Source organism: Saccharophagus degradans 2-40 (assembly GCF_000013665.1).
Classification (GTDB): domain Bacteria; phylum Pseudomonadota; class Gammaproteobacteria; order Pseudomonadales; family Cellvibrionaceae; genus Saccharophagus; species Saccharophagus degradans.
In genome coordinates this window covers 1,428,118-1,454,968 of sequence record NC_007912.1, presented here as the reverse complement: position 1 = coordinate 1,454,968, position 26,851 = coordinate 1,428,118, and the positions used below count along the sequence as shown (strand labels likewise).

Annotated in this window: 16 protein-coding genes; 4 read left to right on the top strand and 12 right to left on the bottom strand. The window is 47.7% G+C overall.

The genetic code is table 11. The features are described 5' to 3' along the window. Positions 1 to 351: 351 nt before the first annotated feature. Positions 352 to 1,788, bottom strand: coding sequence for a beta-mannanase man5E (locus tag SDE_RS05890; protein ID WP_143710964.1), 1,437 nt, complete (start codon positions 1,786 to 1,788; stop codon positions 352 to 354). Between the two features lie 300 nt (positions 1,789 to 2,088). Between SDE_RS05890 and SDE_RS05885 the strand changes: the two genes are divergently transcribed. The 3 genes from SDE_RS05885 (at position 2,089) to SDE_RS05875 (ending at position 8,659) form a co-directional block, all read left to right on the top strand. Continuing rightward, entirely contained in the window at positions 2,089 to 4,029 is a 1,941-nt protein-coding gene (locus SDE_RS05885) for a VacB/RNase II family 3'-5' exoribonuclease (protein WP_011467602.1), read from the top strand. 304 nt (positions 4,030 to 4,333) lie between these two features. Then, positions 4,334 to 5,443 (top strand): efflux RND transporter periplasmic adaptor subunit, encoded by a 1,110-nt coding sequence (locus SDE_RS05880; protein WP_011467601.1) that lies wholly within the window; start codon positions 4,334 to 4,336, stop codon positions 5,441 to 5,443. A gap of 84 nt (positions 5,444 to 5,527) precedes the next feature. Next, on the top strand, positions 5,528 to 8,659 hold the full coding sequence (locus tag SDE_RS05875) for an efflux RND transporter permease subunit (protein ID WP_011467600.1): 3,132 nt from the start codon (positions 5,528 to 5,530) through the stop codon (positions 8,657 to 8,659). A gap of 231 nt (positions 8,660 to 8,890) precedes the next feature. Here SDE_RS05875 and SDE_RS05870 read toward each other — a convergent pair whose 3' ends face one another. The 6 genes from SDE_RS05870 to SDE_RS05845 all read right to left on the bottom strand — a co-directional run bounded on the left by SDE_RS05870 (position 8,891) and on the right by SDE_RS05845 (position 14,655). Then, complete coding sequence (locus SDE_RS05870; RefSeq protein WP_011467599.1) at positions 8,891 to 9,241, bottom strand: FHA domain-containing protein; 351 nt, start codon at positions 9,239 to 9,241, stop codon at positions 8,891 to 8,893. Positions 9,242 to 9,282: 41 nt separating this feature from the next. Continuing rightward, positions 9,283 to 11,745 (bottom strand): serine/threonine-protein kinase, encoded by a 2,463-nt coding sequence (locus SDE_RS23035; RefSeq protein ID WP_011467598.1) that lies wholly within the window; start codon positions 11,743 to 11,745, stop codon positions 9,283 to 9,285. A gap of 41 nt (positions 11,746 to 11,786) precedes the next feature. After that, complete coding sequence (locus tag SDE_RS05860; protein WP_011467597.1) at positions 11,787 to 12,140, bottom strand: FHA domain-containing protein; 354 nt, start codon at positions 12,138 to 12,140, stop codon at positions 11,787 to 11,789. 181 nt (positions 12,141 to 12,321) lie between these two features. After that, positions 12,322 to 12,951: a hypothetical protein gene (locus SDE_RS05855; RefSeq protein WP_011467596.1), complete on the bottom strand. Its 630-nt coding sequence runs from the start codon at positions 12,949 to 12,951 to the stop codon at positions 12,322 to 12,324. 16 nt (positions 12,952 to 12,967) lie between these two features. Then, on the bottom strand, positions 12,968 to 13,459 hold the full coding sequence (locus SDE_RS05850; RefSeq protein ID WP_011467595.1) for an STAS domain-containing protein: 492 nt from the start codon (positions 13,457 to 13,459) through the stop codon (positions 12,968 to 12,970). After that, entirely contained in the window at positions 13,456 to 14,655 is a 1,200-nt protein-coding gene (locus SDE_RS05845) for a PP2C family protein-serine/threonine phosphatase (RefSeq protein ID WP_011467594.1), read from the bottom strand. The genes SDE_RS05850 and SDE_RS05845 overlap by 4 nt, the downstream gene beginning before the upstream one ends. Before the next feature lie 398 nt (positions 14,656 to 15,053). Between SDE_RS05845 and SDE_RS05840 the strand changes: the two genes are divergently transcribed. Continuing rightward, complete coding sequence (locus SDE_RS05840; protein WP_226986471.1) at positions 15,054 to 15,368, top strand: PilZ domain-containing protein; 315 nt, start codon at positions 15,054 to 15,056, stop codon at positions 15,366 to 15,368. A 90-nt stretch (positions 15,369 to 15,458) separates the two neighbouring features. Here the strand turns inward: SDE_RS05840 and SDE_RS05835 are convergent, their stop codons facing one another. From SDE_RS05835 to dnaE, 5 genes are all read right to left on the bottom strand, one after another. Then, positions 15,459 to 16,235 carry an MlaA family lipoprotein gene (locus SDE_RS05835; RefSeq protein ID WP_011467592.1) on the bottom strand — a complete coding sequence of 259 codons (777 nt, stop codon included), beginning with the start codon at positions 16,233 to 16,235 and terminating at the stop codon, positions 15,459 to 15,461. An 82-nt stretch (positions 16,236 to 16,317) separates the two neighbouring features. Continuing rightward, a complete protein-coding gene (hrpA, locus tag SDE_RS05830; RefSeq protein WP_011467591.1) occupies positions 16,318 to 20,208 on the bottom strand; it encodes an ATP-dependent RNA helicase HrpA in 3,891 nt (1,296 codons plus the stop codon). Positions 20,209 to 20,357: 149 nt separating this feature from the next. Further along, positions 20,358 to 21,968, bottom strand: a complete 1,611-nt coding sequence (locus tag SDE_RS05825) for a methyl-accepting chemotaxis protein (protein ID WP_158303858.1) — start codon at positions 21,966 to 21,968, stop codon at positions 20,358 to 20,360. Positions 21,969 to 22,124: 156 nt separating this feature from the next. Further along, positions 22,125 to 23,081, bottom strand: a complete 957-nt coding sequence (locus SDE_RS05820; protein ID WP_011467589.1) for an acetyl-CoA carboxylase carboxyltransferase subunit alpha — start codon at positions 23,079 to 23,081, stop codon at positions 22,125 to 22,127. A gap of 166 nt (positions 23,082 to 23,247) precedes the next feature. Then, complete coding sequence (gene dnaE, locus SDE_RS05815; protein WP_011467588.1) at positions 23,248 to 26,769, bottom strand: DNA polymerase III subunit alpha; 3,522 nt, start codon at positions 26,767 to 26,769, stop codon at positions 23,248 to 23,250. Positions 26,770 to 26,851 lie beyond the last annotated feature (82 nt).

Sequence of the window (26,851 nt, the reverse complement as noted above, 5' to 3'; positions counted from 1 at the left end):
AACAGCATGAAAAATACCAATCAAATTTGATAGAGCATATTTACCCAGGTCTGTATTCAAAAGTTCGGGGCTGAGCGCCCAAGACAACTGAGCTAACACCACGCCAACAATGCCTGATAGGACAACAATAATAACCCCTAACTTAAAATATCTTGACGGCCGGTTAGTGATATTACGTAGGTATAGATACGAATACACCGCAACCATGATTGAAATTAAATTTGCGCATACCCCATTAATAAAGATGTCCAATATCGAATCCTTGACCTAGCGTTTAATAATTAATATGCCCCCCAACACACGCAATTAATTGCGTACATTGGGGTACGAAAATAAACAGTTTTTTAGTGGTTAATAAGTTAAAGCGCGAATATTAGAAGGCGGCGACTCGCCTGATTCATTTATGGCAATAACGCGATAGTAATAGGTTTTGCCTTTTTGTAGTTTATCGGTATCGCTAAACAGTGCATCGGTGTTGGGGTCGAATTTATTTTTGCCATCGGAAATATTTTTACCAATGACTTTCCATTTACCATCTATTTTTTCTGCGCGCTCAACGCGATAACTTCTGCCGGTGGGCGCGCCCATCCAACGAACATTATCTGCGCGGTATATCACTCGTAATATTGGCGCTTCTGGTACCGGTAGGGGTGCCATTTTTTTCTCGCCATTCATTTGCGCGGCTGCCAACCGCACCATATCCACAACTTGCATTTCTTGGTTGTGCGCCCCTTCCTTGAAACCTGGTAAATGGTAACTGTAGGTTTTATTGTTGGCAGGCTCTAAATGCCAATAAAAGCCACCGCTGTGCCTATGACCTCGCCCCCCCCAAATAAAGGTGCCTACGGTTTTGGCACCATTCACATTTTCATTAACTGCAGCATCCATTATTTGCTGCAAACGCTCAATGTCGAGTAGACCAAACTCACCTATTAAATACGCTTTTTTACCACCTATAGCTTCTAGGTCTGCGCGCACGGTTTGCGGCGAAAGGTTGCCTGCATTTTCGTAATAGTGATTTGAAATAATATCTACATTGGGGTCGGCAAGGGCAAAATCGTTAATCGCTTTATAGGTGCCGTCTACCACCAAATGATTTTTATCTAACGATTTAATGAGACCGGCTGTTTTACTTAAGAAATCCGCCGTTGTATCTTTTAATTCGTTGCCGGTCTCCCACGCCATAATCGCTTTTTCGTCGCGGTACTCGCGGCCAGTAAAGGTGTTTTTGCGGGTTAACACCTGTTTGATAATACTTTGGTATGCGGCATAGGTTTTACTGCTGGTGTCGTAGAAGTCTTCTGGCTTCTCATTATAAAACGCAGCTAATTGCTCACGCCCGCCCCACCATGGCCATTGATCTATAAAAGGTAAAATTAAGCGCAGGCCGTATTTATCAGAAAGCGCAATCATGCGGTCGTAAGGCACCATGGCCGCCTCACTTAAACGGGGCATGCCACCGGGCTCGGCGGGTGCAAGAATATGGGTTTGCCTGTCGCAGGCTTGGTCGCTGGCTTGCTGCACCGACAGCACATATACCCGCATGGCCTTATGGCCCGTGCGCACAGCGGCTTTCACCCAGTTTTCTTGCTCGTCTTCGGTGGGCCATTGAAAATGCTGCCCCCAGCCTCTGGGGTCGTATTTGCACACTCCAGCAGCGTCATTTTCTATACGGTGCATTTCGGGGAAGTGAATACCTGCAAAGCGAAACTCCTGCTCTCCATCCAGCAATCGATGGCCGTCACGAGTAATAAAGTTCTCCAATGCCAGTGCCGACCCTGCGCACATGAACGTTACGGCCAAACCTAGAAACTTTAGAATCACAGTATTCCCCTTTTTATGAATTAGACGCCAAATGTAAACGGTTACACTCATTCTAACAACGATAAGGTAAAAGTTATAGCAAACTACCGCATCACGCATCGGGCTAATTTGGATGTTTACAACGCCAAATGGAGGCACGCCAATCACGAAACCCACACGATTCGCGCTTTGTAAGCATTAACTCAAGGATTTCACCCCCACAGAGGTGCTTATCTGCTAGAATCGCGGCTTTTATTTTTAGGACTTTTCGGTACAGGCCTTTCGATGCTCGATAAAACGACGCTCTCGCAGCTCTCACAACTAAAGCAAGCCATTCACGAATCTAAAGAATACGCCACAGGGACAGTCGCCAGTACCAACGGTCGATTTGGCTTTGTTAGGCTAACCGACGGCAGAGATGCTTTTCTCGACCCAGAGAAAATGCAATTTGTTCTCCCCGGCGACGAAGTTAAGATTTTAGTGACCACTAACGACAAAAAGCAGCTAGAAGCTACAATCGAGCAGCTTATCGACTCGCCATTGAAGCGATTTGTTGGCACCTACAGGGTGAAAGGGAACGCACATTTCGCCGTACCAGACGACCCCAAGGTGAACCGCTGGATATTTATTCCCCCCAAAAGCCGTAAAGGCTGTAAAGAGGGTGAAAAAATTGCGGCCAAGATAATTCAGCACCCTGCGCAAGATGGCAAAGCCCAAGCGAAGGTAATTGAACGTATTGGCCAGCCAGACGATCACCATATTGAGTACAAGTACACGGTTGCTAAGTACGACCTCAGCCCGTGGAACAAAGAAGGCGAAGACGAGCAGCTAAAGAAAATTCGCGCTAGTATAGAGGCCGAAGAATTCGGCGAGCGCGAGGATTACACCCAACTGCCCTTCGTAACTATCGACTCCCCTACCACGCGTGATATGGACGACGCTGTGCATATTGCCGAGCAAGACGGCAAAACCGTGCTCACAGTAGCCATTGCCGACCCTGCAAGCTTTATTGCGCCTGGCAGCCCATTAGCAAAATTAGCCGAGCGCCAAGCGCAATCGACTTATATGCTAGGCGGAATTATCCCCATGTTGCCCGAATCGCTGGCTAACGATTGCTTTTCTTTGGTAGAAGGCAAAAAACGCCCTGCGTTGGTGTGCACAATCACCTTAGCGAATGATGGCGCGGTAGAAGATTACAAGTTTGAACGCGCGGTTATCCAATCTAAATACAAGCTCAACTACCAACAAGTAGCTGAGTTTTTAGAGGGCACCAATATAGAAGGCCTGCCTGCGGATGCTGCAGATAACATTTCCAAACTAAGTGAACTGGCTACTTTGCGTTACCAGTATCGCACCGAGCACAACTTAATTGGCCAAGATCAACTCGACTACGATATCCGCTTGGATGACAAAGGCAAGATTAGCGAGATTCGCCCTCGCTCTCGCACCGTTGCTCACAAATTAGTAGAAGAAGCCATGCTTCTAACCAACCAGTGTGCAGGCGAGTTTCTAGCGCAAAACAAGTTGGGCTTACACACCGTACACGGCGGCTTTAGGCTTGACCGCATAGGCGAAGTAAATGCGCTGCTTAAAGAGGAGCAAATTACCCCAGAAGGCGATATCACCGAACTTGAAGGTAATTTACAGCTTATTAAGGCGCTTTCTGCCAACGAACGCCAACGCAACTTAATACCTGCTTTGCGCAGAATGATGCAATCGGCAGAGTTGAGTGATGAAGCAGGCCCGCATATGGGCATGGGCTTTAAACACTACGCCACCTCAACCTCACCAATTCGTCGCTATGCTGATCTCTACAATCACTGGGCAATACACAGCGTATTAACCGGCAGTAAGCCGTACACCTTTAAGCCGCATCAATTAGAGCGCTTAAAAGAAACGTTACAGGCTGGCCGACAAGCAGATCGCGAAATTTATCAATGGTTGTTGTGCCAGTATGTAGAAGCCTCACTAATTGGCTTTGAAGGCCGCGGTAAGGTGCGCATTGTTACTCAACAGGGCTTCGGTGTTCGCCTGATAGAAAATGGCGTAGATGGCTTTATCGCCTTTCCGAAATCGCAAGAGAAACAATTTGACGCTAAACGTATGACACTCACAGTTAACGGTGTTACCTACCGCGCTGACTGTGAAGTAGATGTAAAAGTTGTAAGCGTTGACCAAGAAAAACGCCGTATCGCATACGCGTTAGTCTCTCCTGACGCGGAATAACCCCGCGCTGTCGCTGGCGATAGCAATATCGCCAGCGCGTTCACATTGTTTTCAATTTTCTCCCTAGATTCACTCCCCAATCCCCTATACTCTTTAACTACTTTGCTGCACCTGCTCGCAAAGCGATACAATTCATCGAAAGGCAATTTAATTTGGGTAAAGTAAACCCAATCGGTCATGCTGACGTCCTATAGCACTCTCGGAGCGTTTAGCCTTTCAGGGAAGATAGTCTCTAGCGAACACCATATTTACTATCCTCCCCCGCAAACTGTTTACACATATTCATTGGGAACCACTACCACTCATGAAAAACTTTTTACTTACACTACTGGGCCTAGTAATTGTTGTTGGCCTAATTGCAGGCATAAAAGCATCGCAAATATTCGCAATGATAGGCGCAATGGAAACCATGGCCATGCCCCCTTCTGTGGTTGCCTCTTCGCCAGTAGAGCAGCAAGAGTGGGAGCAAACGCTATCGTCGGTTGGCGACCTTGAAGCAGTGCAAGGTGTGGTGGTAGGTGCAGACCTACCCGGTCGCGTTGTTAAGCTAGAGTTCACCCCAGGCGCTTACGTTGAAGAAGGTGCACCGTTAATTCAGCAGGATATATCATCCGAAAAAGCGCAACTGCGCGCGGCCGAAGCCGCTGTTGCTTTAGCTAAAAGCAATTTAGATCGCTCTAGCGAATTGCTGCGTAAACAAGTGGTGTCTAAATCCGATTTTGACGCTGCCGATGCCAATTACAAATCCGCAGTGGCACAAGCCGATAACATTCGCACCACTATTCAAAAGAAAACCATTACCGCACCGTTTGCGGGGCGTTTAGGTATTCGCATGGTTAACTTGGGCCAAGATTTAGCAGCTGGCACCCCAATTGTTACGCTGCAAACCATGGACCCAATATTTGTAAACTTCTACCTACCCCAACAGGAATTACCCAAAATCACCCTGGGTGCAGAAGTTCGCTTAACCACAGATGCCGTGCCAGGTAAAAACTTTACCGGTGCAATTACCGCGATAAACCCCGAAATTGACCCAGCTACTCGCTCGGTGCGCGTGCAAGCCACTTTAAAAAATGACAGCAATGAGCTGTTGCCAGGTATGTTTACCAAAGTAAAAGTCATCATGCCCGAGAAAAGAAAAGTGCTAGCAGTGCCCCAAACGGCTATTGCTTACGCCACTTACGGCGACTCGGTATTTGTAGTGACTAAAGAGAACGACGCTCTAGTGGCCAAGCAACAGTTTGTGCGCTTAGGCACCACACTGGGCGACTACGTGGAAGTTACCGCAGGCGTTACAGCAGAAGACGAAGTGGTTAGTTCCGGTGTTTTCAAATTACAAAATGGCGCACCTATTTCGATTAACAACGAAGTACAGCCCAAATACGAGCAAGCACCAACACCTGACAACTCGTAATGTAAAAACCTAAAGGTGCTAGAAACCCGTTGTGTAAAACCAATACACATTAAAGTTTAGATTGATTGGGACACCCCCTAGATTATGAAATCTATTACCGATATTTTTGTACGCAAGCCGGTACTCGCGATAGTGGTGAACATCATCATTATTATCGCTGGGTTGCAGGCCGTAAGCTCGCTTACCGTTCGCCAATACCCGCGCAACGATAACGCAGTTATTACTATTAACACCGCCTACATAGGCGCAGATGCAGAGCTGGTGCGCGGTTTTATTACCTCGCCCATTGAGCGCGCAGTATCTGGCGCAGACGGCATTGATTACGTCTCGTCTTCAAGCAGTCAAGGCGTATCTAGCGTTAGCGTGCGCCTAGAGCTTAACTACGACCCCATTAAAGCGCTTGCCGAAATTACCTCTAAGGTAAACCAAGTGCGCGGCGACCTGCCCCCCGAGGCTGAAGTACCGGTTATTAATGTGGAGTCTGCCGACAGCCAGTTTGCAGCGGCCTACCTAAGCTTTAGCTCAGACATATTGGCCGATAACCAAATTACCGATTACTTAGTAAGGGTTGTGCAACCTCGTCTTTCCGCCCTAGAAGGTATTCAACGCGCGGATGTACTGGGCGCTCGCACCTTTGCCATGCGCATTTGGCTGCAGCCAGACAGAATGGCCGCGCACAACATTAGCCCAACGCAAGTAAGACAAGCACTGCAAGCCAACAACTACCTCGCGGCACTGGGCAGCACCAAGGGTCAATACATTCAAGTAAACCTTTCGGCCAACACCGATTTAAATTCTGTCGATGAATTTAAAGAGTTGGTACTGCGCTCAGAAAACGGCGCCATCATTCGCTTAAAAGATGTTGCCGAAGTGGTGCTTGGCTCCGAATCCTACGATATGGAAGTTCGTTATTCGGGCAAAACCGCTACATTTATGGGTATTTTCCCGCAACCTAACGCCAACTCCTTAGATGTAATGGCGCTAGTGCGTGAAGAAATGAAAAACATGCAGGCGGCGCTACCCAAAGGTTTGGACGCCGTTATTGCCTACGATGCCACCGCTTATATCGAAAGCTCTATTAGCGAAGTAATAAGTACATTAATAGAAACTCTGCTTATTGTTGTAGTGGTTATCTTCTTGTTTTTAGGCTCCATTCGCTCGGTGATTATTCCCGTGGTGGCCATACCGCTATCGCTGATTGGCGCCGTGTTTGTGATGCAAATATTTGGCTTTAGCTTAAACCTGCTTACGCTACTGGCTATTGTATTGTCTGTAGGTATCGTAGTGGATGACGCCATCGTAATGGTGGAAAACGTTGAGAGGCATATATCTGAGGGCCAAACACCGTTTAAAGCAGCCATATTAGGCGCACGCGAACTCGTAGGCCCAGTGATAGCCATGACCACAACCTTGGTTGCGGTTTACTTACCAATCGGCCTACAGGGCGGCTTAACCGGCTCTTTGTTTAAAGAGTTTGCCTTTACGCTTGCTGGTGCAGTTACCATTTCGGGCATAGTTGCTATTACCCTCTCGCCCATGATGGCTTCTAAAATGCTGAAAGAAGGCATGGAAGACGAAGGCTTTGCCAGCACAGTGGCGCGCATTTTTGATCGCGTTAAGAATCGCTACACCCGCATGCTAGATCACACTTTGGAGCATCGCTTTCCCGTGTATATGGTGTGGGTAGCCACTGCGATACTAGGTGTAGTGTTCTATATGCAGTCTCCCAAAGAGTTAGCACCCACAGAAGACCAAGGTGTTATTTTTGGGATTGTGGAAGGCTCTGCTAGCTCAACAATGGATCAAGCATCCATTTTTGCTGCTGCCGCCAACGACGCGTTCTCTAGTTTTGAAGAAACCGACTTCACCTTTCAGCTAACATTCCCCAATTCAGGTTTTGGAGGCATGGTGCTTAAGCCTTGGGACGAACGCGAGCGCACCGTGTTTGACGTGCTACCAGAAGCCGGTGGAAAGCTTTCGCAAATTCCTGGTATCAATTTATTCCCGATTACCCCTCCAGCACTGCCTGGCGGCGGTAATATGCCAGTGGAATTTGTAATTGCTTCTACTGCAGAGCCAGAGCAAATATTAAAGTTTGCCCAAGAACTGCAACAAAAAGCCACAATGAGCGGCCAGTTTGCATTCCCGCCGATGATAGATACCCAAATCGACTTACCTAAAGCGGAGCTTATAATCGACCGCGACAAGGTGGCTGATATGGGGTTGAACATGCAACAAGTAGGGGCCGATGTAGGCACTATGCTTGGCGGCGGCTATGTTAACCGCTTTAATATTGCCGGTCGCAGCTACCGTGTAATTCCTCAAGTTGAACGCATAGAGCGCCTCAACCCAGAGCAACTGGGTAACATTTACGTCACCGGGCCTGAGGGCAAATTAGTGCCACTTAGCACTCTCGCCCGCGTAGAGCGTAAAACCGTCGCCCGTTCGCTCAATCGCTTCCAACAATTAAATGCGGTAAAACTAAGCGGTGTAGCTATTGGTCCGCTTGATAACGCGTTAAAAGTATTGGAAGAAGAGGCTGCAAAAATATTGCCACAAGGCTATATGATTGATTACACAGGCGAATCCCGCCAGTTGCGACGCGAAGGCAATAAACTTTTGCCCGCAATGATGATGGCTAGCCTGTTAATTTTCTTAGTACTTGCCGCGCAATTTAATAGCTTCCGCGACCCGCTAATTGTATTGGGTGGCTCAGTGCCATTGGCGTGGTTCGGCGCACTAATATTTACTTTCTTAAAAATGCCCAACCCCAATATGCACTTTTGGACAGACGGGTGGACCACCACACTCAATATTTATTCGCAAATTGGCTTGGTTACCCTTATCGGGCTAGTTGCTAAGAATGGTATTTTGGTGGTGGAGTTTGCCAACAAAATGCAGGAGCAAGGCCTAACAAAACTAGCAGCTATTAAAGAGTCTGCCGGCACCCGCTTGCGCCCAGTACTTATGACCACCGTTGCAACTGTTGCCGGTCACTTCCCGTTGGTATTGGTAACAGGCGCCGGCGCCGAAGCGCGTAACTCTATTGGCTTGATACTAGTAGGTGGCATGGCAATTGGTACTTTCTTTACACTATTTGTGATTCCTTCAATATATATGCTTATAGCGAAAGACCACCGTGGTGAAAAATTTCATGTATCCGAGTTTGAGCTGGAGGATGAGTTAATAGAGGAGGAAAGTAAAACAACTGCCTAATACCTCACTAGGCTAATACCTAAAAGCTAAAACTAATGCAAATAAAAAAGCCTGCCACCTATTTATTAGGTAGCAGGCTTTTTAGTTTAGGGCTTATAAAAATATGCGTTACCACACTTAAAGGTACCGACACATAAAATACCTACATAGAAGCACCTACAAGTATCTAGCTATTACCTACCACTCCTTATTAAGGCTGGGCTAAGCGCGAGCAAGTACTTAACACGCAAACTATTTCAGCATATGTACGGTTTTTTCTAAATCGGCTTCTTTAGGGTCTACAAATTTAAAATTATTCCACGCAATACGAATAATATCGTTGTGGTGTAAACGCTGCCGCCCTTCAACAGGGGTATCATTAATAAATGTGCCGTTAGTACTACCCAAGTCTTTTACATAAAACTCTAAGAACTCAGGGAAATCTTTATTTTTCTCTAACGTAATGGCAGCGTGGTAACTGCTTACGGCGCTATCGTCTACCACTATGTCGTTTTCTGGGTGGCGCCCAAGCAGCACTTCTTCTTTACGGAGCTCAAACTTATGTACCATTACATCGTCAACTAACTGTGCTATTAGGGCCATGATGCTACCTCTGCTTTCGTTTCTTATTAGGTATATTGAGATTAAACAAAGCCGGCTTTTTTGGCTTCTTGACTAAAATCTCGTTTAATTGCTTTATTTAACGCCGCGGCCATATCTGCGGCGGACGAGTAACGATCACTCGCATCTTTTTGCAGCGCCTGATTGGTAATACGCGCTGCACTTGTAGGTAAATCTTTTCGCACTTGGCGCACGCTTTTATGCTTACCGTGAATAATTTCGTAGGTTAAGCTCGCAAGGTTGTCGCCTTTAAACGGTAACTCGCCACTTAACAACTGGTAAAAGGTAACCCCTAAACTAAACAAGTCTGCAGCGTAATCTACCTTTTTGCCTTTTAACTGCTCCGGCGCCATATACAGCGGGCTACCAAGAATTTCGCCTGTGGTAGTTTGCGAATTATCGGTTAAGCGCGCTATACCAAAATCGGCCACCTTAAGGTGATAAGGCACAGGCCGGTACATAATATTGCCGGGCTTTATATCGCGGTGCACTATTTGATGTTGATGGGCATATTCCAGTGCGACCGCCACATCATGTATAACACGATACACTTCAAAAACAGGTAATAGATTGTCGGCATTCACAAATGCGCTTAACGGGCTGCCATCAACATAATCCATTGCAATAAAGGCTAGGTCTGGCTCTTCACCTAGGTCATAAACTGCCACTATATTGGGGTGGTTTAACCTACCTGCCGCCTCTGCTTCGCGAAAAAAACGCTGCTTAATATCCGGCAGGGCTGCTGCATCAAACTGATTATAATTTAATGTTTTTATGGCCACTTGACGTGCAATGCGCGGGTCAAACCCCAAGTACACTTGCCCCATTGCCCCTTTACCTAAGGCGCTGCGAATTTCGTAACGGCCAAGCACTGGGCGATCCACTTTATGCGCATCAATAGCCACAGTTGCGTCTATCATCAATGTGGTTTTTTCTAATTGGTTTTGCTGGCTGCGATGCACGCTGGCAATGGCGCTGCGTTTTTGCTTGGCATCTTTATAATTGGGCGCGCGTTCAATGAGTGAATCTAAAGTGGCAATTGCGCGCTCGTAATTGCGTTTAGACGCGTATAGGCCACTAAGCTCATACAGGTAACTAAACGCTTCACCCGACGCCTTGCAGTCTTGCAGCACATCGTAGGCATCATCTAAAGCACCATTCGCTAGATGAATGCTAGCCTGCAATACCGATGCTTTTTCTGCCTGCTCGGTAAGGGCTTGCCACTTAGTTCGTTTATCCCGCCAAATTAATACCCCTAAATGACCAAAAGCGAGTAGCAGCGATACCGTTGTGGCGGGAACCCAAATATGCCGTACCGCCCCCAACACCGTTGCGCTAACAAAAGCAAAAATTATTAGGGCCGAGGTTATCCATACACCGGTTGCAACACGCAAACGCGGCATAATAAAAATTAAGTAGCACAAAGCCAGCAGCATAAATAATTTTAAGCTTGGCGCCACCCACAGCGGCTGCCACAGGTAATCACCTTTACTTAAGCTCGCAGCAGACAATATAAGTGGAATTGCCGTGCTGTCGGCGTCGGACACAATATAAACCTGCTCAGGAAAGGCCCCACGCGCTAACCCTTCTTCCAAGCTTAACCGTTCAATATAGGGGGTCATACGCTCAGTTAGGCCCCACAATGGCACAATCCCCGCCGATGCCGATGCGTGAATAGTGTGATTGCCCACCACAAAGCCATCAGCCGGCTGCCAGCGGTAAGGAAAGCCTTTGCTATCACTCCATACTTGCGCCTGCTTTTCTTTTAATTGGTGCAGCAGTAAGTGAGGGTACACCTGCTCAGAGTCTTGCTGGTAAGCCAGCCTGTATATGCCATTGTACGCGGCATATACGGGGAAGTGCTCGACACTCGGCCGGCTATCTAGCGCTGCACCGTAATTTTGTGGGCTTCCCCAAAGCCAACGCTGTAATGTTTCGTGCTGCCAAATAGGCGTATCACTAGCAACAATAGGGATGGGTTTTGCGCCTGCAGGTAACCACGGTTGACGCGATGATGACACACCAATAACAAGACGTTTGTCGGCAAGCAAACTGGCTAAATAAGCTTGCCGGTCTACCAGTGTTTGGGCCTGCGGGTTATCTAACGCCAACTCTTGTAAAAGCTCGCTCGCAGGGCCAGTTGGAAAATCGATAGGTTGAGGTAACACCAAGGTTACAAAGCCCGCCTGCCCGTGCAATACATTGCTAAGCAAGGAGCTGAGCGGGCCAGCGCGATGAATATCTGACGCCCACAATTGCATGGATCGCTCGGGCACCTCTATAACGGTGACGCCGCGCAAGGTTTGGGGTGCTTCTACTAAGTAGCTAGCCAGCTTTGCGGTTACAAGATCTAAGGGGGCGAAACGCGTAAAAGATGTGGGCAGCAAACAAAAGCCAAGCAACAGCACCACCACCATGCCTCGGGTGCTAAACGCCAATACTGCTCGCCATATGGCTTTGGCCCAACGTTGCTTTAGCGCGGTCATTCGCTTTATTTACCCCATTAGCCCTACAGGCTGCCTAAAAACTATTCGGTGTAGTAAATACCGGGTATCCAGCTCTTTTTTATTTTAAGCGTTTTATCAAACTCAGTTGGTAGCTGCGGTAAAAATTCAAACGCATGGGTCCCCACACTAAACACGTCGTTTGGTGCTAACTGCACCCGTGTTACTCGCTCGCCATTCATTAGCGTGCCGTTGGTGCTTTGCATATCTTCAAGCCACCAGCCACCGGCTTGGGCAGCTAGACGACAATGCGTAGCACTTACAGTAAGGTCTTCGATACGAATATCCGAATCCGCATGGCGACCTATTTTAATCGCCTCGCCCAACTCATACAGGGTTACCGTTTCTCCATTAAACAAATGGCGTAAGTAAGCCATATTTGCGCCCCTTTTTTATCAATCTAATGTGCCTAAGTGGCACCTGCTGAACATTTTTAACCTAAGAGAGTAACAGCTAGAGGGGGTTATTGGTATTAACAGAAATGCGAACTAGGTCAAAGGATGGAGGGAAGCTGCGCCAAACCTTGGGTTTAGCGCAGTGCAAAAGGAGAGAGGTAAGTTAGCAGCGCGAATCGCCCTTAACTTTGACAGTTTGCATAGAGCCGTTGGGGCGCTTGAGGTCCTTAAATATGGCTTCTAACATTTCCTCGTAAACAATAGGTAGGCTCTCGCAATTACCCACGCTGCGGGCGGTAATCTCAAGCACGTTGATGGTTTCATCCACTGCGTCTGGGTTGGCTTTCGCCGCAGCCAGCTTGCCTGCATCGGCAATAACTAACACCAGTAGGCGCTCAAACTCGAAACGTTTTTCGAAGTTATCCGAGAAGTACAAGCCTGTGCGGGAGTAGCGTCGATGAAAGCCCACACCCGTTGCCACCACGATTTGACTAGAAGGTGATTGCTCGGCTTCTCTGCGCGATACGTTGTAATCCAAGCGCGCTACATATTGGGTATTACCTGTTTGTACGCTGTATCCAGCCTGCTTTAGCTTTTCCTCTAAGCGCTCTTTGTAATAGCCAAACTCTAGTGAGCCTTTAAGGCTATCGTTTAGAGGCTCTACGCGAATAGTGCCCGCCCCAACCGCTACACTCGAGTCGTGAAAGGTGCTAATTTTGGTGCGCACGCTAGAAGCGCACCCTGCTAACAATACGATTAATACAGCCGCAAAACCGGCTCTTAAAATGGTCATTCAACCCCCTAGGTGGTTACTGTTGCTCTTCAAGGCTTTGTACAAGCTCTTTGAAGGTGATTTTATTGTTCTCATTAAGGTTCATAAGGGTGCGATGCGCTTCTAGCACTTTGTCGCGTACGGCGTTCTCGTCGGCATCCTCTTGCTCTATTTCAAGCGGCAGCTCGCCGTCAAGAGCAATATCGGCATCGCGCACTATTTGGAAAATATCTTCAAACCCCATGGTTACCAGCAAACGGGTAATACTCGGGTTGCGCGAAATAACAATCGGGTCTTCAAACTGCTTAGCTTTGCCGTTAATAGATATTTTCGCCATTAGCCCCAGTGTTGTGCTATCTATGGCTTCGGCGTCGGTCAGGTCAAACACTACCGACTTGAAATCGCTTTGGCCAAACATACTTTCGATAAATGAATCAAAGGAAAGGCACAAAGTGAGGCGTACATCGCCCTCCATCTTTATAACAAAGACACCTTCGTGTTGCGCAACCTTTATGGAACCTGGCTTCATTTCAACATCTCATTATCTATTTTGAGAACAGCAATATCATCCGGCGCAGCATCTAAGCTGTTGATTTGTAACGCCGCACATATATCTTCAATGCTACCCTGTTGTTTTGACAGTATATTGCGTAAATAATTTTCTTTTTCGATGAGGTTATCTGGCGGTAGTACTTCTAGCACGCCATCGGAGAACACCACCAACGAAAACTGCTGCTGTAGCGGCAGCTGAATACTCTGCACTTCCCACTCGGCATCTTCAAATATGCCCAGTGGCTTGCCTTTACCTTCTAAGTATTCGGCACGACCGTTGGCTATTAGCAGCGGCAGCGGTAAATGCCCCGCCACCACATAGCGCATCTCGTGGGTATGGGTATCTATCACCCCCACAAAACAGGTCATATGCGCCCCTACTTTCGAGCGAATCACTTCCTTATTTATTAATTTTAGAAGAGATGCGGTATCTCGCTCGAAAGAGTCCTTAGTATTGAAGATTTCTTGCTCGCGAAAGAAGCGGCGCACTATTTGTTTAAGCCATACGGTGACAAACGCAGAGGCAGCACCATGACCGGAAACATCAGTAAGATAGAAGGCTAAATAACGGTTGGAAAGGAAGCCGTAATCGACAAAATCACCGCTGAGATACAACGATGGGATGATTTTGTAATCGACATTGATTCCGCCAAAGCTAACAGCCGGCGGTGGGAGTAGTTTACTTTGCACGCGGCGCCCTGCCAGCTGATCGCGCTCAAGCACACGAATATATTCTTTCAGCTCTTTATTGGCTTTTTCTAGCTCCAACCTGTACTGGCGATTTTCAATTATCAGTTCGTGACGCTCTAGAGCCCTGCGAATTGAGTGCACCAGTACTTCCATATCCACAATGGGTTTTACTAAGTAGTCAGATGCTCCGTGGCGCAACGCCTCAGCTACATCGTGCACAGCCCCCGCGCCAGATATAACTATAACGGGCAGCTCTACATCCCACTCGCGAATAGCTTTAAGCAAGGTTAAGCCATCGGTGCCGGGCATGCGTAAATCGGTTAAAACAAGGCAGGGAGGGTTATCCATCAACCACGTAAGCGCGGAGTGACCATCGGCTTCTTGATGCACAAGAAACCCGCTATCCTCTAAATACGCTGCAATACTCTGACGCACAATGGTATCGTCATCGATGACGAGTAATCGCCTACCCGATTGGCTCATTTAACACCCAGATTTGATAAATTCATCACATAGCGAGCACATAGTCATTTATGTAAACACTTCTGTGTAACAACGGTACTTGAGGGGAAGTGAACTCAGAATGAATGCCAGCTTTACTAGAAAAACCAAGCCGAAATTACCCCCGAAACTGGCAGCATAAATGACTGCCCAGAAAAGACGATAACAGTACTCCCATATTCTCGAGCACGCAAGCTACCCAAATACACAAATATGAGTTACCTTTGTACAAGGAGCAATCAATTTGTATACGCTCCGATCACTATATCTCTAGCTGTTTAAGCATATGTGCTTTTTTGCTTATTACAGCTGCAGCACCTTCAAAATAAGACTATTTTTAATAACGAGTACATGTGTACAGAAGGGAGAGCAAGATGGTTATGGCCAGTCGTGATTACCAAGAAAAACGTGATTTTATTCGTATGCGCGTTGAAACCCCCGTTCAAATTACCCTGCTAGATGGCGAAGAAAGCTACTCGGGCACGTGTGTAGATTTAAGCGGAGGCGGCTTACTTGTAGAGATGCAAACACTGCTACCTGTAGGCACGCTACTTGAAGTAAATATTGCTTCGCAACACGGGCACAGCCCAATGCTGCGAGCAAAAACCAAAGTAGCGCGTGTGGTTTCTCAACCCGAATCTGAAGAGCAGCCTTGCAAACTAGGCTTAGAAATAGAAGAGGTAATTACAGATTAACTGACCAACCGAAGCACTTACGCTGCGAACAAGGTTAACTATTTAGTCTATTAACCTTGCTCGCACGACTTTCGCGCCGACAACAGCGAACTAATAGCCATCTCCGCCAAAGTCGCCGCCGAAGTCATCTTCCACAGCACCATCGTTCACTAAGTGTTCACGGCGTTGCAGATACGCATCCCTCATAAAAATGTATTTGTCACCACCGCCGCCGGCTAGTTCTTCTACGTCCAACAGTTTTGCACGCAACTGAACCAATTCAAGGGCCGTTAAGCCATAGCGATGAGCATCGTCGTCAATGTAATTAATGGGGTCGGTATAGTAATCAACAGGTCTTGCCAATCCATCGCGCAATGTTGCGGGCCCCATTAGCGGCAGCACTAGGTACGGCCCAGCATCTACGCCCCACACACCAAGTGTTTGGCCAAAATCTTCACCGTCTGATTTTTCCAAACCAACGTGCCGCGCCACATCGATTGTGCCCAGCAGCCCAACCGTCGTGTTTAATAGCAACCGCCCAGTATCGTTACTCGCTTGCTTCCATTTCCATTGCAGCGCATCGTTTACGATGTTGCTCACCTCACCTAGGTTATCAAAAAAGTTAGACACCCCCACCTCCACTGGTGCAGGAGCAACCCAGCGGTACCCTTTTGCAACGGGCTTCAAAAACCATGTATCGACAGTATCATTAAACGCAAACATTTTGCGGTTAAAGCCTTCTAGGGGGTCGATATTTTCAACCGTGGTATCGGTCAACTCTTTTTGCTGCTGCGGGTTAGATGCGCACCCTACAAGGCCAACAGCAAAAAAGATGAATGCCGCACGCAAACTACGTGTAAAAGATTTATCCTTAAAAAATATGTTCACAACTTATCCTTACAAATCGAGTAAAAATTAGAATCCCCAGCATAGGAGCGCTAAGCCCCTAATATGGTTCAAAGTAATTAGGTTATTGCTCGCTTAATTGCCACTGCTTATTCAACCGCTTTGCTGAAACTGGCATTAAGGTTTTTAAGGTTTGCGCAAATAAAGAAACGCGCAATTCCTCAAGCATCCAGCGGTACTCTTGCCACGCTGTATTTTGAATATAACTGTGACTACCCTCTTTGAGTAATCTGTCTTGGTGCTTTTGCCACAAGCCGATTAATTCTGCAATCGCGACACGATCTTTTTGCGGGTTTTGCGCCGCTTTTTCAATGCGTACTTCAATGGCGTTTAAATACCTAGGATATTGCTTGAGCCATTGCACAGGCGTAGCAAACATAAACCCTTTATAAATTAGTTGTGCCAGTTGTTGGTTAATATCACCAAAAGCCAAAGCCAGTGCGAAGGCCGATTTATTGGACTTCATCGCCTTTTTAATTGCGACCACATACTTAAGAATATCGAGCAACAATGTTTCATATTCCTGCGCTATGGATACAAGCTCCCCCGCACCAGCATCTACACATTGTTTAAATTCGGTTGCTGTTCTAGGGAAAGGCTTATCTAAAAAGCATGCACGGTAAACCGCCGCCATTAGAATATCGTCCACCACTTGGTCGCGTTTACCCAAGTCGACCATTGTTAGCCCTATATCCTTCCCTTTAAGCAATTGCTTTTGCAGGTAGCGAACACTTTGGCCAAGCTGCAAGCATGCCAGTCGCGCCAACCCAGCTAATGACGCCTGATAGGCTTCTGCAGGGTTATCTAATACGCGCAGCGAAACAGAGCTTGTATCATCTTGCAATGCAGGAAAGCCTCGCACTGTTACTCCGCCTTTATCCAAGTCGACGGTTTCGGGCAAGGACTCAAACGTCCAGCCGGTAAGCTCGGTCTGCTCAAAAGACGAGCCGGCAGACTGCAGCGATTCCTGCACGTGCCCGCGATAGCGTTCGCGCAACGCATTCAAATCGCGCCCTTGGTCTAGTGGCTTACCCGCCGCATCCACCACAATTACGTTCATGTGATAAAACGGTTCAAGTGCAGTTTCGTCCCAGTCGTCTTCGGTTAGCTCTATATCCGCCAAGCGCTTTAATTCGCGGGTTAGCGCCTCGGTAAGCGATGCTTTGCTACGTGTCATACGTGCCATGGCGCGGTCTACGAACTGGGGCACGGGAACAACTTTTTTGCGCTTTGCCTTAGGCAGAGCTTTTACCAAAGCAATACACTTATCGCGCAGCAACCCTGGCACCAGCCACGGTAAGTACAAGTCCGACAGCATATGCAACAAAGTAACCGGCACTTTTACACTCACGCCATCTTGCGGGTGGCCGGGCTCAAAATGATAGCTTACCGGCAAGGTAACACCGTCGAAATCTAACTGATCGGGGAACTGCGCCTCGGTAACACCTTCTGCCCCGTGCAACATAAGTAAATCGCGCGAAAGCAGTAACGCATCTGGCTGGGTTTCTTCTAATTTTTTGCGCCAGTGTTCAAAGCCAGCCAAGTTACATATATCTGGCGGAATAATCTCGTTGTAGAAGTTAAACAACACTTCATCATCCACCATAATATCTTTACGGCGGGATTTTGCTTCTAGATCTTCTACCTCGGCAATAAGTGCATTATTTTTGTTAAAAAATGCGCCTTTACCGCGGTACTGCCCCTCAACAAGGGCTGCGCGAATAAACACTTCGCGCGCTTCGGCTGGGTCTATTTTGCTGTAGCCTACGCGCTTTTTCTCAATGAGCACTAAACCAAACAAGCTAATACGCACAAACGCTTTTACTTGTCCTGCGCGCTTATCGTAGTGGGGTTCGAAATAATTATATTTAAGTAAATGCGCACCACTTTTTAATGCCCACTCCGGCTCCATTTGCGCTACGCAATGCGCATATACCTGACTGGTTTCTATCATTTCCGCTGCAAACAACCATTTCGGTCGTTTTTTTCGCAGTGCTGAGCCAGGAAAAATCATAAACTTTCTGTTGCGTGTACCGCGGTAATCACGCGCGTCCGGTTCTTCGTTTTTGTTGCCCATATTAGACAACAACCCCGTGAGTAACGCCTCGTGAACCACATCGTAACTCGCTGGCTCTTGGTTTTCTTTGAAACCCATTTTTTTTATGGTTACGCGCAGCTGGTGGTGCAGCTCGCGCCACTCGCGCAGCCTCATAAAATTTAAAAATTCTTTTTGGCAAAGTTTACGCAATTGATTTTGCGATAACTCTTGGCGCTGTTCTTCTACGTAGTGCCACAAATTGACCAGCGAAAGAAAATCGGATTTTTCATCCCAAAAGCGTCGGTGCTTTTCATCTGCGGCTTGCTGCTTATCTGCAGGGCGTTCGCGCGGGTCCTGAATGGTTAGCCCGCTTACAATAATAAGCAGTTCACGCAGGCAGCCTTGCTCGGCCGCAGCGACAATCATGCGCCCAAACTTCGGGTCTAGCGGCAACTGCTGTAAATCGCGTCCTAGCTTGGTAACGCGATTGCTTTTATCTACCGCGCCTAGCTCTTCAAGCAGCTTAAAACCATCGTTAATAAGCCTATTATCGGGCTTATCTACAAAGGGGAATTTACGTACATCACCAATACGCATTTGCAGCATTTGCAAAATGACTGCTGCCAAATTACTGCGTAAAATTTCTGGGTCGGTAAATTCCGACCGGCTTTCAAAATCTTCGCGGTCGTACAAGCGAATACACACGCCGTCACTCACACGGCCGCATCGCCCTTTACGTTGATTGGCGCTTGCCTGAGAAATATTTTCTACCGGTAAGCGCTCTACTTTTGTTCGCAAACTGTAGCGCTTTATTCTTGCTGTGCCTGGGTCGATAACGTAGCGAATACCCGGCACAGTAAGCGATGTTTCTGCCACGTTAGTTGCCAACACCACTCGTCGCCCTTTGTGAGGACTAAAAACACGGTTTTGCTCTTCTAAACTTAACCGAGCGTAAAGCGGCACTATTTCCCAGTGCGGCAAATTGGCTTTTTTAAGAGCATGAGATGCCTCGCGAATATCGCGCTCGCCACTTAAAAATACCAACACGTCGCCGCCGCGACCTTTAGATATAGACTGTATTTCTTCCACAGCGTTAACGATGGCTTGCGTAAGGTCTTCGAACTCGTCATGCCATGGGCGATACAACACCTCCACCGGGTATGTACGACCCGATACTTCGATAACCGGCGCATTGTTGAAGTGCTTAGAAAAACGATCAAGGTCGATGGTTGCGGAGGTGACAATTAATTTTAAATCGGGGCGTTTTGCGAGTATTTGTTTTAAATAGCCCAACAAGAAATCGATATTCAAGCTGCGTTCGTGAGCTTCATCGATGATTAACGTATCGTATTTTAACAGCAGCGGGTCTTGCTGAATTTCGGCCAGCAAAATGCCGTCTGTCATTAATTTAATTAATGTGGAGTCGGTAACGTGGTCGGTAAAACGCACTTGGTAACCAACGGCATCACCCAGTGGTACCTGTAGTTCTTGCGCTATGCGATCGGCAACAGTACGAGCAGCAATACGACGCGGCTGGGTGTGTCCAATTAAACCGCGAATACCTCGCCCTAACTCTAAACATATTTTGGGCAGCTGTGTGGTTTTACCTGAGCCGGTCTCACCGGCAAGAATAACAACCTGATTGTTGGCAATTAACTCGGCAATATCAGCCCGTTTTTCGCTAATAGGTAGCTGCTCTGGAAACGAAATAGCAGGAACCGCTGCTTTTCTTGCAGCCAAAACAGCTTGGGCTTGCTCGATGTCTTTAGCTAATTGCTCAACAAGCTTATCGACTGGCTGCTCGCGTTTAATACGCGCGATGATTTTCTCACGCAGAGAGGTAAGCTTTTTAGCGTGCCAAGCACATACGTTATTGGCGTTAAATGTAGGTAAATCTTGCACTTGCTGCTGAGACACGGCGACTGTTCATAGGTTGCGAAATAGCCGCGCATTATACGTGAGTTAGCCGAGATGTGAGAGGGGCCTAGTGCGCTTATGCGGCACGCACTAGGTAAACCGTCAATCTAAGCGTGTAAACTAGGCAAATTCACACACTTTTTTAACAATTAAGATTTAAGTTCTGCCACGACTAACTGAAGCTCGTCACATGATTTGCGCATAGTGGCAGTCATAGCAGAAACCTCGCCGGCTTGCTTGGCAGAATCATTGGCGATATTGGCAATGTCTGTGATCGCCTGCGTAATATCCTCCGACACATGCGCTTGCTCCTGCGCAGCGGAAGCAATAAGCTGATTTACCCCCGTCATCTGATCGATACAGTGGCGAATGTCTTGTAATTTCGCGCCCGCTTTCGTCAGTTTTTCCATAGTATCTTCCGATTGTGCGCCACCCGCCTCAATGGCCGATACAGCACCGTGAGCACCCGACTGCACGTTTACTATCATTTGATGAATTTCCGCTGTGGACTCTTGCGTGCGCTGCGCGAGAGTGCGCACTTCATCAGCAACCACCGCAAAACCGCGCCCCTGCTCGCCCGCGCGTGCAGCTTCAATCGCCGCATTTAAAGCCAGTAGGTTAGTTTGCTCTGCAATGCCGCGAATAACATCCAGCACTTTCCCTACTTCGCTGGTATCTTCTTCCAAGCTCATTATTACGCCGGCAGTATTAGCAATTTGGTCTTTCATTTGGTGCATAGTGGAGATGGCTTCATTCATCACTTTCTCACCGTCCACCGCGGCCTCATCGGCTTGATCGGAGAGGCGTTTCGCATCAGAAGCGTGTTTGGCTACCTCCTTCGCAGTGCAGGAAAGCTCAGTCATTGCGGAGGCTGAATGCTCGGTGCGTGAGTATTGGCTGGTCGTGCCCGTTTGAATACTTTTTGCCACCCCCTCCATGGATTCACTGGCTGCATGTAATGAGTTGGTTACCGCACTTAGCTTATCCGTAGAGCCTTGCAGCTTTGCTTGCAAAGTGCGAATACCATCTGCCATTCGGCCCATTTCATCTTGGCCCCAATAATCTACCCGCGAAGAAAAATTGCCTCGCACAAGTAAATCTAAGTGCCTGACCATCTCGGAAATTGGCTTAGCTATTTTATTACTGCCAATATAGGCTGCTGCCAAGGCAACCAAGATCATCATTGAAACTAACGCTGCCCCAGCAGTAAAAAACACTTTTTTGGTGGTTGCCGCTAGCTGTTTGGCTTTATCGTTTGCCGCAGCGGTAATTATTTCTGAGGCTTCTTCGAGGTCTTTCGTCGGCTGCCGATCTATTCCACTTACTGCACGGTCACCGGCCTTATGATCATACCCAGAAGAGATAAATGCCTGCTTGCCCGCTTGGTATTTGGAGAAAATAGCTTTGTGCTCAGCCTGAAATGCTTGTATTTTGGCTCTAGCTTGCGGCGGCACATCACTGTTGGCTATAGCGATTGCAGATGATTGAATATCGCGCTGATGCTCCTCAAAGCGCCCCCAGTATTTATTTAAATTGGATGCGTCATGGCCACGTAACAACACGTTTTTCCACTCTTGCACCTGCCGCTTGAACGCCAAGACTGTTTTATCAGCCTCCAGCGCTACAGCGTATTGCTCATCCAAAAGGTGCTGGTAGTGTTCGACCTGGCGGTTGAGCATAATAAACGCAACCATTGCCACCAAGCCTACGGCCAGCATGCTCCCTATACCCAGCGCCAGAATTTGGCGCCGTATACTCATATTTCCCATTGTGAACACCGCTTAATATTGAATCAAATATCAACGAGTATAGTAAAAATTGAGACGATAGCAGGCAGACCAGCAAAGATAGGCGAATTTAATAAGAAAAAAGGAAAGCGGCACTGCCACGCGGCAGTGCCTACTAATACGGGGGGATTAAACTGCGCTGTTACCGTAGCTCATTAAGCGCTGGTAGCGAGTATCAAGTAGCTCTTCAATAGGCACCGCTTGCAAGCGATCTAACTGACTAACTAATCGCTCTTTAAGCTTAAGCGCCATGGCGTCTATATCGCGGTGCGCACCGCCCAAAGGCTCAGGGATTGTTTCGTCTACTATACCTAAGTCAGCCAGCACACTCGAGGTTACCCCCATAGCTTCTGCCGCCAAGGGCGCTTTTTCGACGGTTTTCCAAATAATATTGGCACAACCTTCTGGCGAGATAACGAAGTAGGTGGAATATTGTAGCATGTTTAGCTGATCGCCAACGCCAATAGCCAAGGCGCCACCGGAAGAACCTTCACCAATTACAGTACAAATAATTGGCGTGCGCAAACGAGACATTACCGCCAAGTTTTGTGCAATAGACTCACTAATGCCACGCTCTTCTGAGTCGATACCAGGGTAGGCCCCAGGGGTGTCTATAAGAGTAAGCACAGGCATTTTAAAGCGCTCGGCCATTTCCATTAAGCGCAAGGCTTTACGGTAACCTTCAGGTTTTGGCATACCGAAGTTACGGTAAACCTTATCTTTAACACTGCGGCCCTTTTCTTCGCCAATAACCATTACTGGCTTACCATCTATACGGCCTACGCCACCAATAATGGCTTTGTCGTCACCAAAGTGGCGATCGCCGTGCAGCTCATCCCAATCTTCAAACATACGGGATATGTAATCGGAGCTGTACGGCCGCTGGGGGTGACGTGCTACCTGAACAATTTGCCACGGGGTCAAATTAGAGTAGATGCTCTCAGTTTGTTTAGCGCTTTTTTGGCGTAAACGCTCCAACTCATCGGAAAGATTAAGCGCATTTCCCGAGCCGACCAACTGTAGCTCTTCGATTTTGCCTTCTAGATCGGCAATAGGCTGTTCGAAATCGAGATAATTAAGATTCATGTTTTTAAACCTTGTTCCACACTCCGTAATTAGGCGGAGAATGAGTGTATTTTGACCAACTTTCGAAAAATAGTGCGCAAGTTTACCACCACCACACCAAGGCTAAAAGGTAAGTATGTTTTTTTGCGCCTATTGCCCAGCTAAATTAATGTTAAATAACACCGTTTTAGTAGGAAGGACTACTGGTTTTATACAGCAATTCCACGGCATCGTTACCGTACTGACCACGCAGATTCACTAATAGTTCTTCGCTCGGGCGAACCCGCCAATCGTCCCCCAACTTAAGCTCGACCGAGCTTGCAGACTTATGGTAAATAATAGTTACAGGGCAACCGCCATCGCTATATTGTTGCAGCGTATCTCTAAACTGGTTAGAGTAATTTTTAGGTAGTTTTTCTATGTGCCAATGCACTTTAATACCGGCTACATTCTGCTCGCGCGCTTCGCTCATATCAATTACGGAATCGGCGCGCATTTTAAGGCCGCCACTGTAATCATCGTTACTTACTTGGCCCTCAATCACTAGCAGCGCGTCTTTAATTAACTTGTCTTTATATTCGTTATAGGTATCGGCAAATACCGCTGTTTCTAGGCGTCCGGTGCGATCATCCAAAGTAACAAAGGCCATTTTATCGCCGCGCTTGGTTTTCATTACCCGAAACGCCACTACCAAACCTGCAACCTTTTGCTTGGCTCTATCTGGCTTTAAATTCACTATGCGATTAGAAACAAGGTGCTTAAGCTCTTCGTCGTATTCATCAATGGGGTGACCCGTGAGGTACAAGCCCAAGGTATCGCGCTCACCATTTAAACGCTCTTTTAAACTCCAGCGGCGCACATGAGTAAACTCGGAATAAGCATCACCACGCTCACTGGCTACAGGTACAACCTCACCAAATAGGTCGCTCATACCCGCGTTGGCATTGGCTGCACTCTGCTCAGCGGCTTTCACTGCTTCGGGTACTGCCGCCGCCATTACGGCGCGGTCGTAATCAACGTCTATGCCAGGCCCGAGGTTATCCAACGCACCACTGCGCACTAGCGCTTCTAGGGCGCGTTTGTTGATTTTCTTGCTATCCACTCGCGCACAAAAATCGAACAAATCTTTAAAGTCGCCACCATCTTTACGGGCCGCAATAATGGCCTCAACGGGCCCTTCTCCTAAGCCTTTAATGGCACCCAAACCGTATATGACGTTATTGTCGTCATCCACCGTAAATTGAAACTCGCCGCGGTTTACATCCGGCGGCAATAGGTTGAGTTTCATATTGCGGCATTCTTCGATAAAGGTTACAACCTTATCAGTTTTATCCATATCCGAAGACATGGTGGCAGCCATAAAGTGCGCAGGAAAATGCGCCTTCAACCAAGCGGTTTGGTAAGAAACTAACGCATAAGCTGCGGAGTGAGATTTGTTAAAACCGTAACCTGCGAACTTTTCCACCAAGTCGAAAATTTTGATGGCAAGTTCTGGGTCGATACCTTTAGACGCTGCGCCGTCTTGGAATGTAGAGCGCTGCTTCGCCATTTCTTCGGGTTTTTTCTTACCCATTGCACGGCGAAGCAAATCTGCGCCACCGAGCGAATAACCTGCCAGCTCCTGCGCAATTTGCATTACCTGTTCTTGGTAAACAATTACCCCATAGGTGGGCTCTAGAATAGGCTGTAGGCATTCATGCTGATATTTCGCATCTGGGTAGGCTACCTGCGCCCGCCCATGTTTACGGTTAATAAAGTCATCAACCATGCCCGACTGCAGCGGCCCAGGCCGGAAAAGCGCAACCAATGCGATCATTTCTTCGAGTGTATCGGGTTTTAAACGCGTAATAAGGTCTTTCATGCCGCGCGATTCCAGCTGGAACACCGCGGTGGTTTCTGCGCGCTTCAGCAGGGCAAATGTTTTAGCGTCATCCAGCGGAATTGCGGAAATATCTAACGGTGGGTCACCCAGCTTGGTGCGCTGGGCATCGATCATTTTTACTGCCCAATCGATGATAGTAAGTGTACGCAAACCCAGAAAGTCAAACTTAACGAGGCCCGCCTCCTCCACGTCGTTTTTATCAAACTGGGTAACAAGGCCCGATCCACTCTCATCACAATACAGCGGCGCAAAATCCACAAGACGCGTAGGCGCAATAACAACACCACCGGCGTGCTTACCTACGTTGCGGGTTATACCTTCTAGCTTAAGGGCCATATCCCAAATTTCTTGGCCATCACCGTCCATTGCCAAAAATTCTCGCAACGGCTCCTCTTGCTCGAAGGCTTTGGTAAGGGTCATACCTGGGTCTGGCGGAATCATCTTAGAAAGCTTGTCCGCCAAGCCGTAGGATTTACCTTGAACACGAGCAACGTCGCGCACCACAGCCTTCGCCGCCATGGTACCGAAGGTAATAATTTGCGATACCGCATCGCGCCCGTAGTTATCCGCCACATAGCTGATTACTTGGTCGCGTTTCTCCATACAGAAATCCACGTCGAAATCCGGCATGGATACCCGCTCTGGGTTGAGGAATCGCTCGAATAGCAAATCATATTGCAGCGGGTCTAAGTCGGTAATATCCAACACATAGGCCACAAGTGAACCCGCACCCGAACCACGACCGGGCCCTACAGGAATATTGTGATCCTTGGCCCATTGGATAAAGTCCATCACGATGAGGAAGTACCCGGGGAACCCCATCTGAATAATAATATCTAGCTCAAATTTCAAGCGGTTTAAATACGGCTGTTTTTTCGTCGCGTAATCCGGATCGTCTTCTTTTAGAATAGTTTTTAAACGCCGCTCCAAACCTTCGTAAGATATCTTTTCGAAAAAGGAGTTCTCGGTCATCCCTTCAGGAATGGGGTATTCAGGCAGGAAGTACGTGCCCAATTGAATTTCAATTGAGCAGCGCTTGGCAATTTCTACGGTGTTTTCAATGGCTTCGGGAATATCACTAAACAACTCCTGCATTTCTTCTGCAGTTTTTAAGTATTGTTGATCAGTGTATTTGCGCTCTCGACGAGGGTCATCCAATGCGCGCCCTTCACCAATACATACGCGCGCTTCGTGCACATCGAATAAATCTTGATCTAAAAATCGCACATCGTTAGTTGCTACTACCGGCAATTGATACTTTTCGGCCAACGCCATAGCTTTGTGCAAATAACGCTCTTCGTTTTCGCGCCCCGTGCGCTGTAATTCAATATAAAAGCGATTGGGGTATACATCTATCCAACGCTGCAGCGCTGCCTCTGCATCCACCTGCCGATTACCCACAAGCGCCTGACCAACCTCGCCAACACGCCCACCAGACAACGCAATAACACCCGCCGAAAACTTCTCCAACCACTCAAACTTAATATAGGGCTCACCGTGTTTCTGGCCCTTTTGGTAACTGAGTGAAATAAGCTCGGTAATATTGCGATAACCCTCGGGGTTCATCGCAAGTAGCGTAAAAATAGCTGGGTTGCTCTCTTCGTCCAACGGCTCCATGCGAAAATCACAACCGCAAATAGGCTTAACCCCCGCCCCTTGAGCCGCTTTGTAGAACTTAACCAAGCCAAAGAAATTGTGGAAATCCGTCACCGCAATTGCAGGCATCTGCGCCTGCGCAGCCCGCGCCACAAGCGGCTTTACCCGGATAATACTATCGACAAGGGAGAATTCTGTGCGGACACGGAGGTGGACGAATTGAGAGGACATAGAGAACCAAGCGCGTAACTAAAAGAATTGAGGTGCGGCGGCTATTCTAACGCATAACTTTGCTCTAGAGATAGCAGCCTTA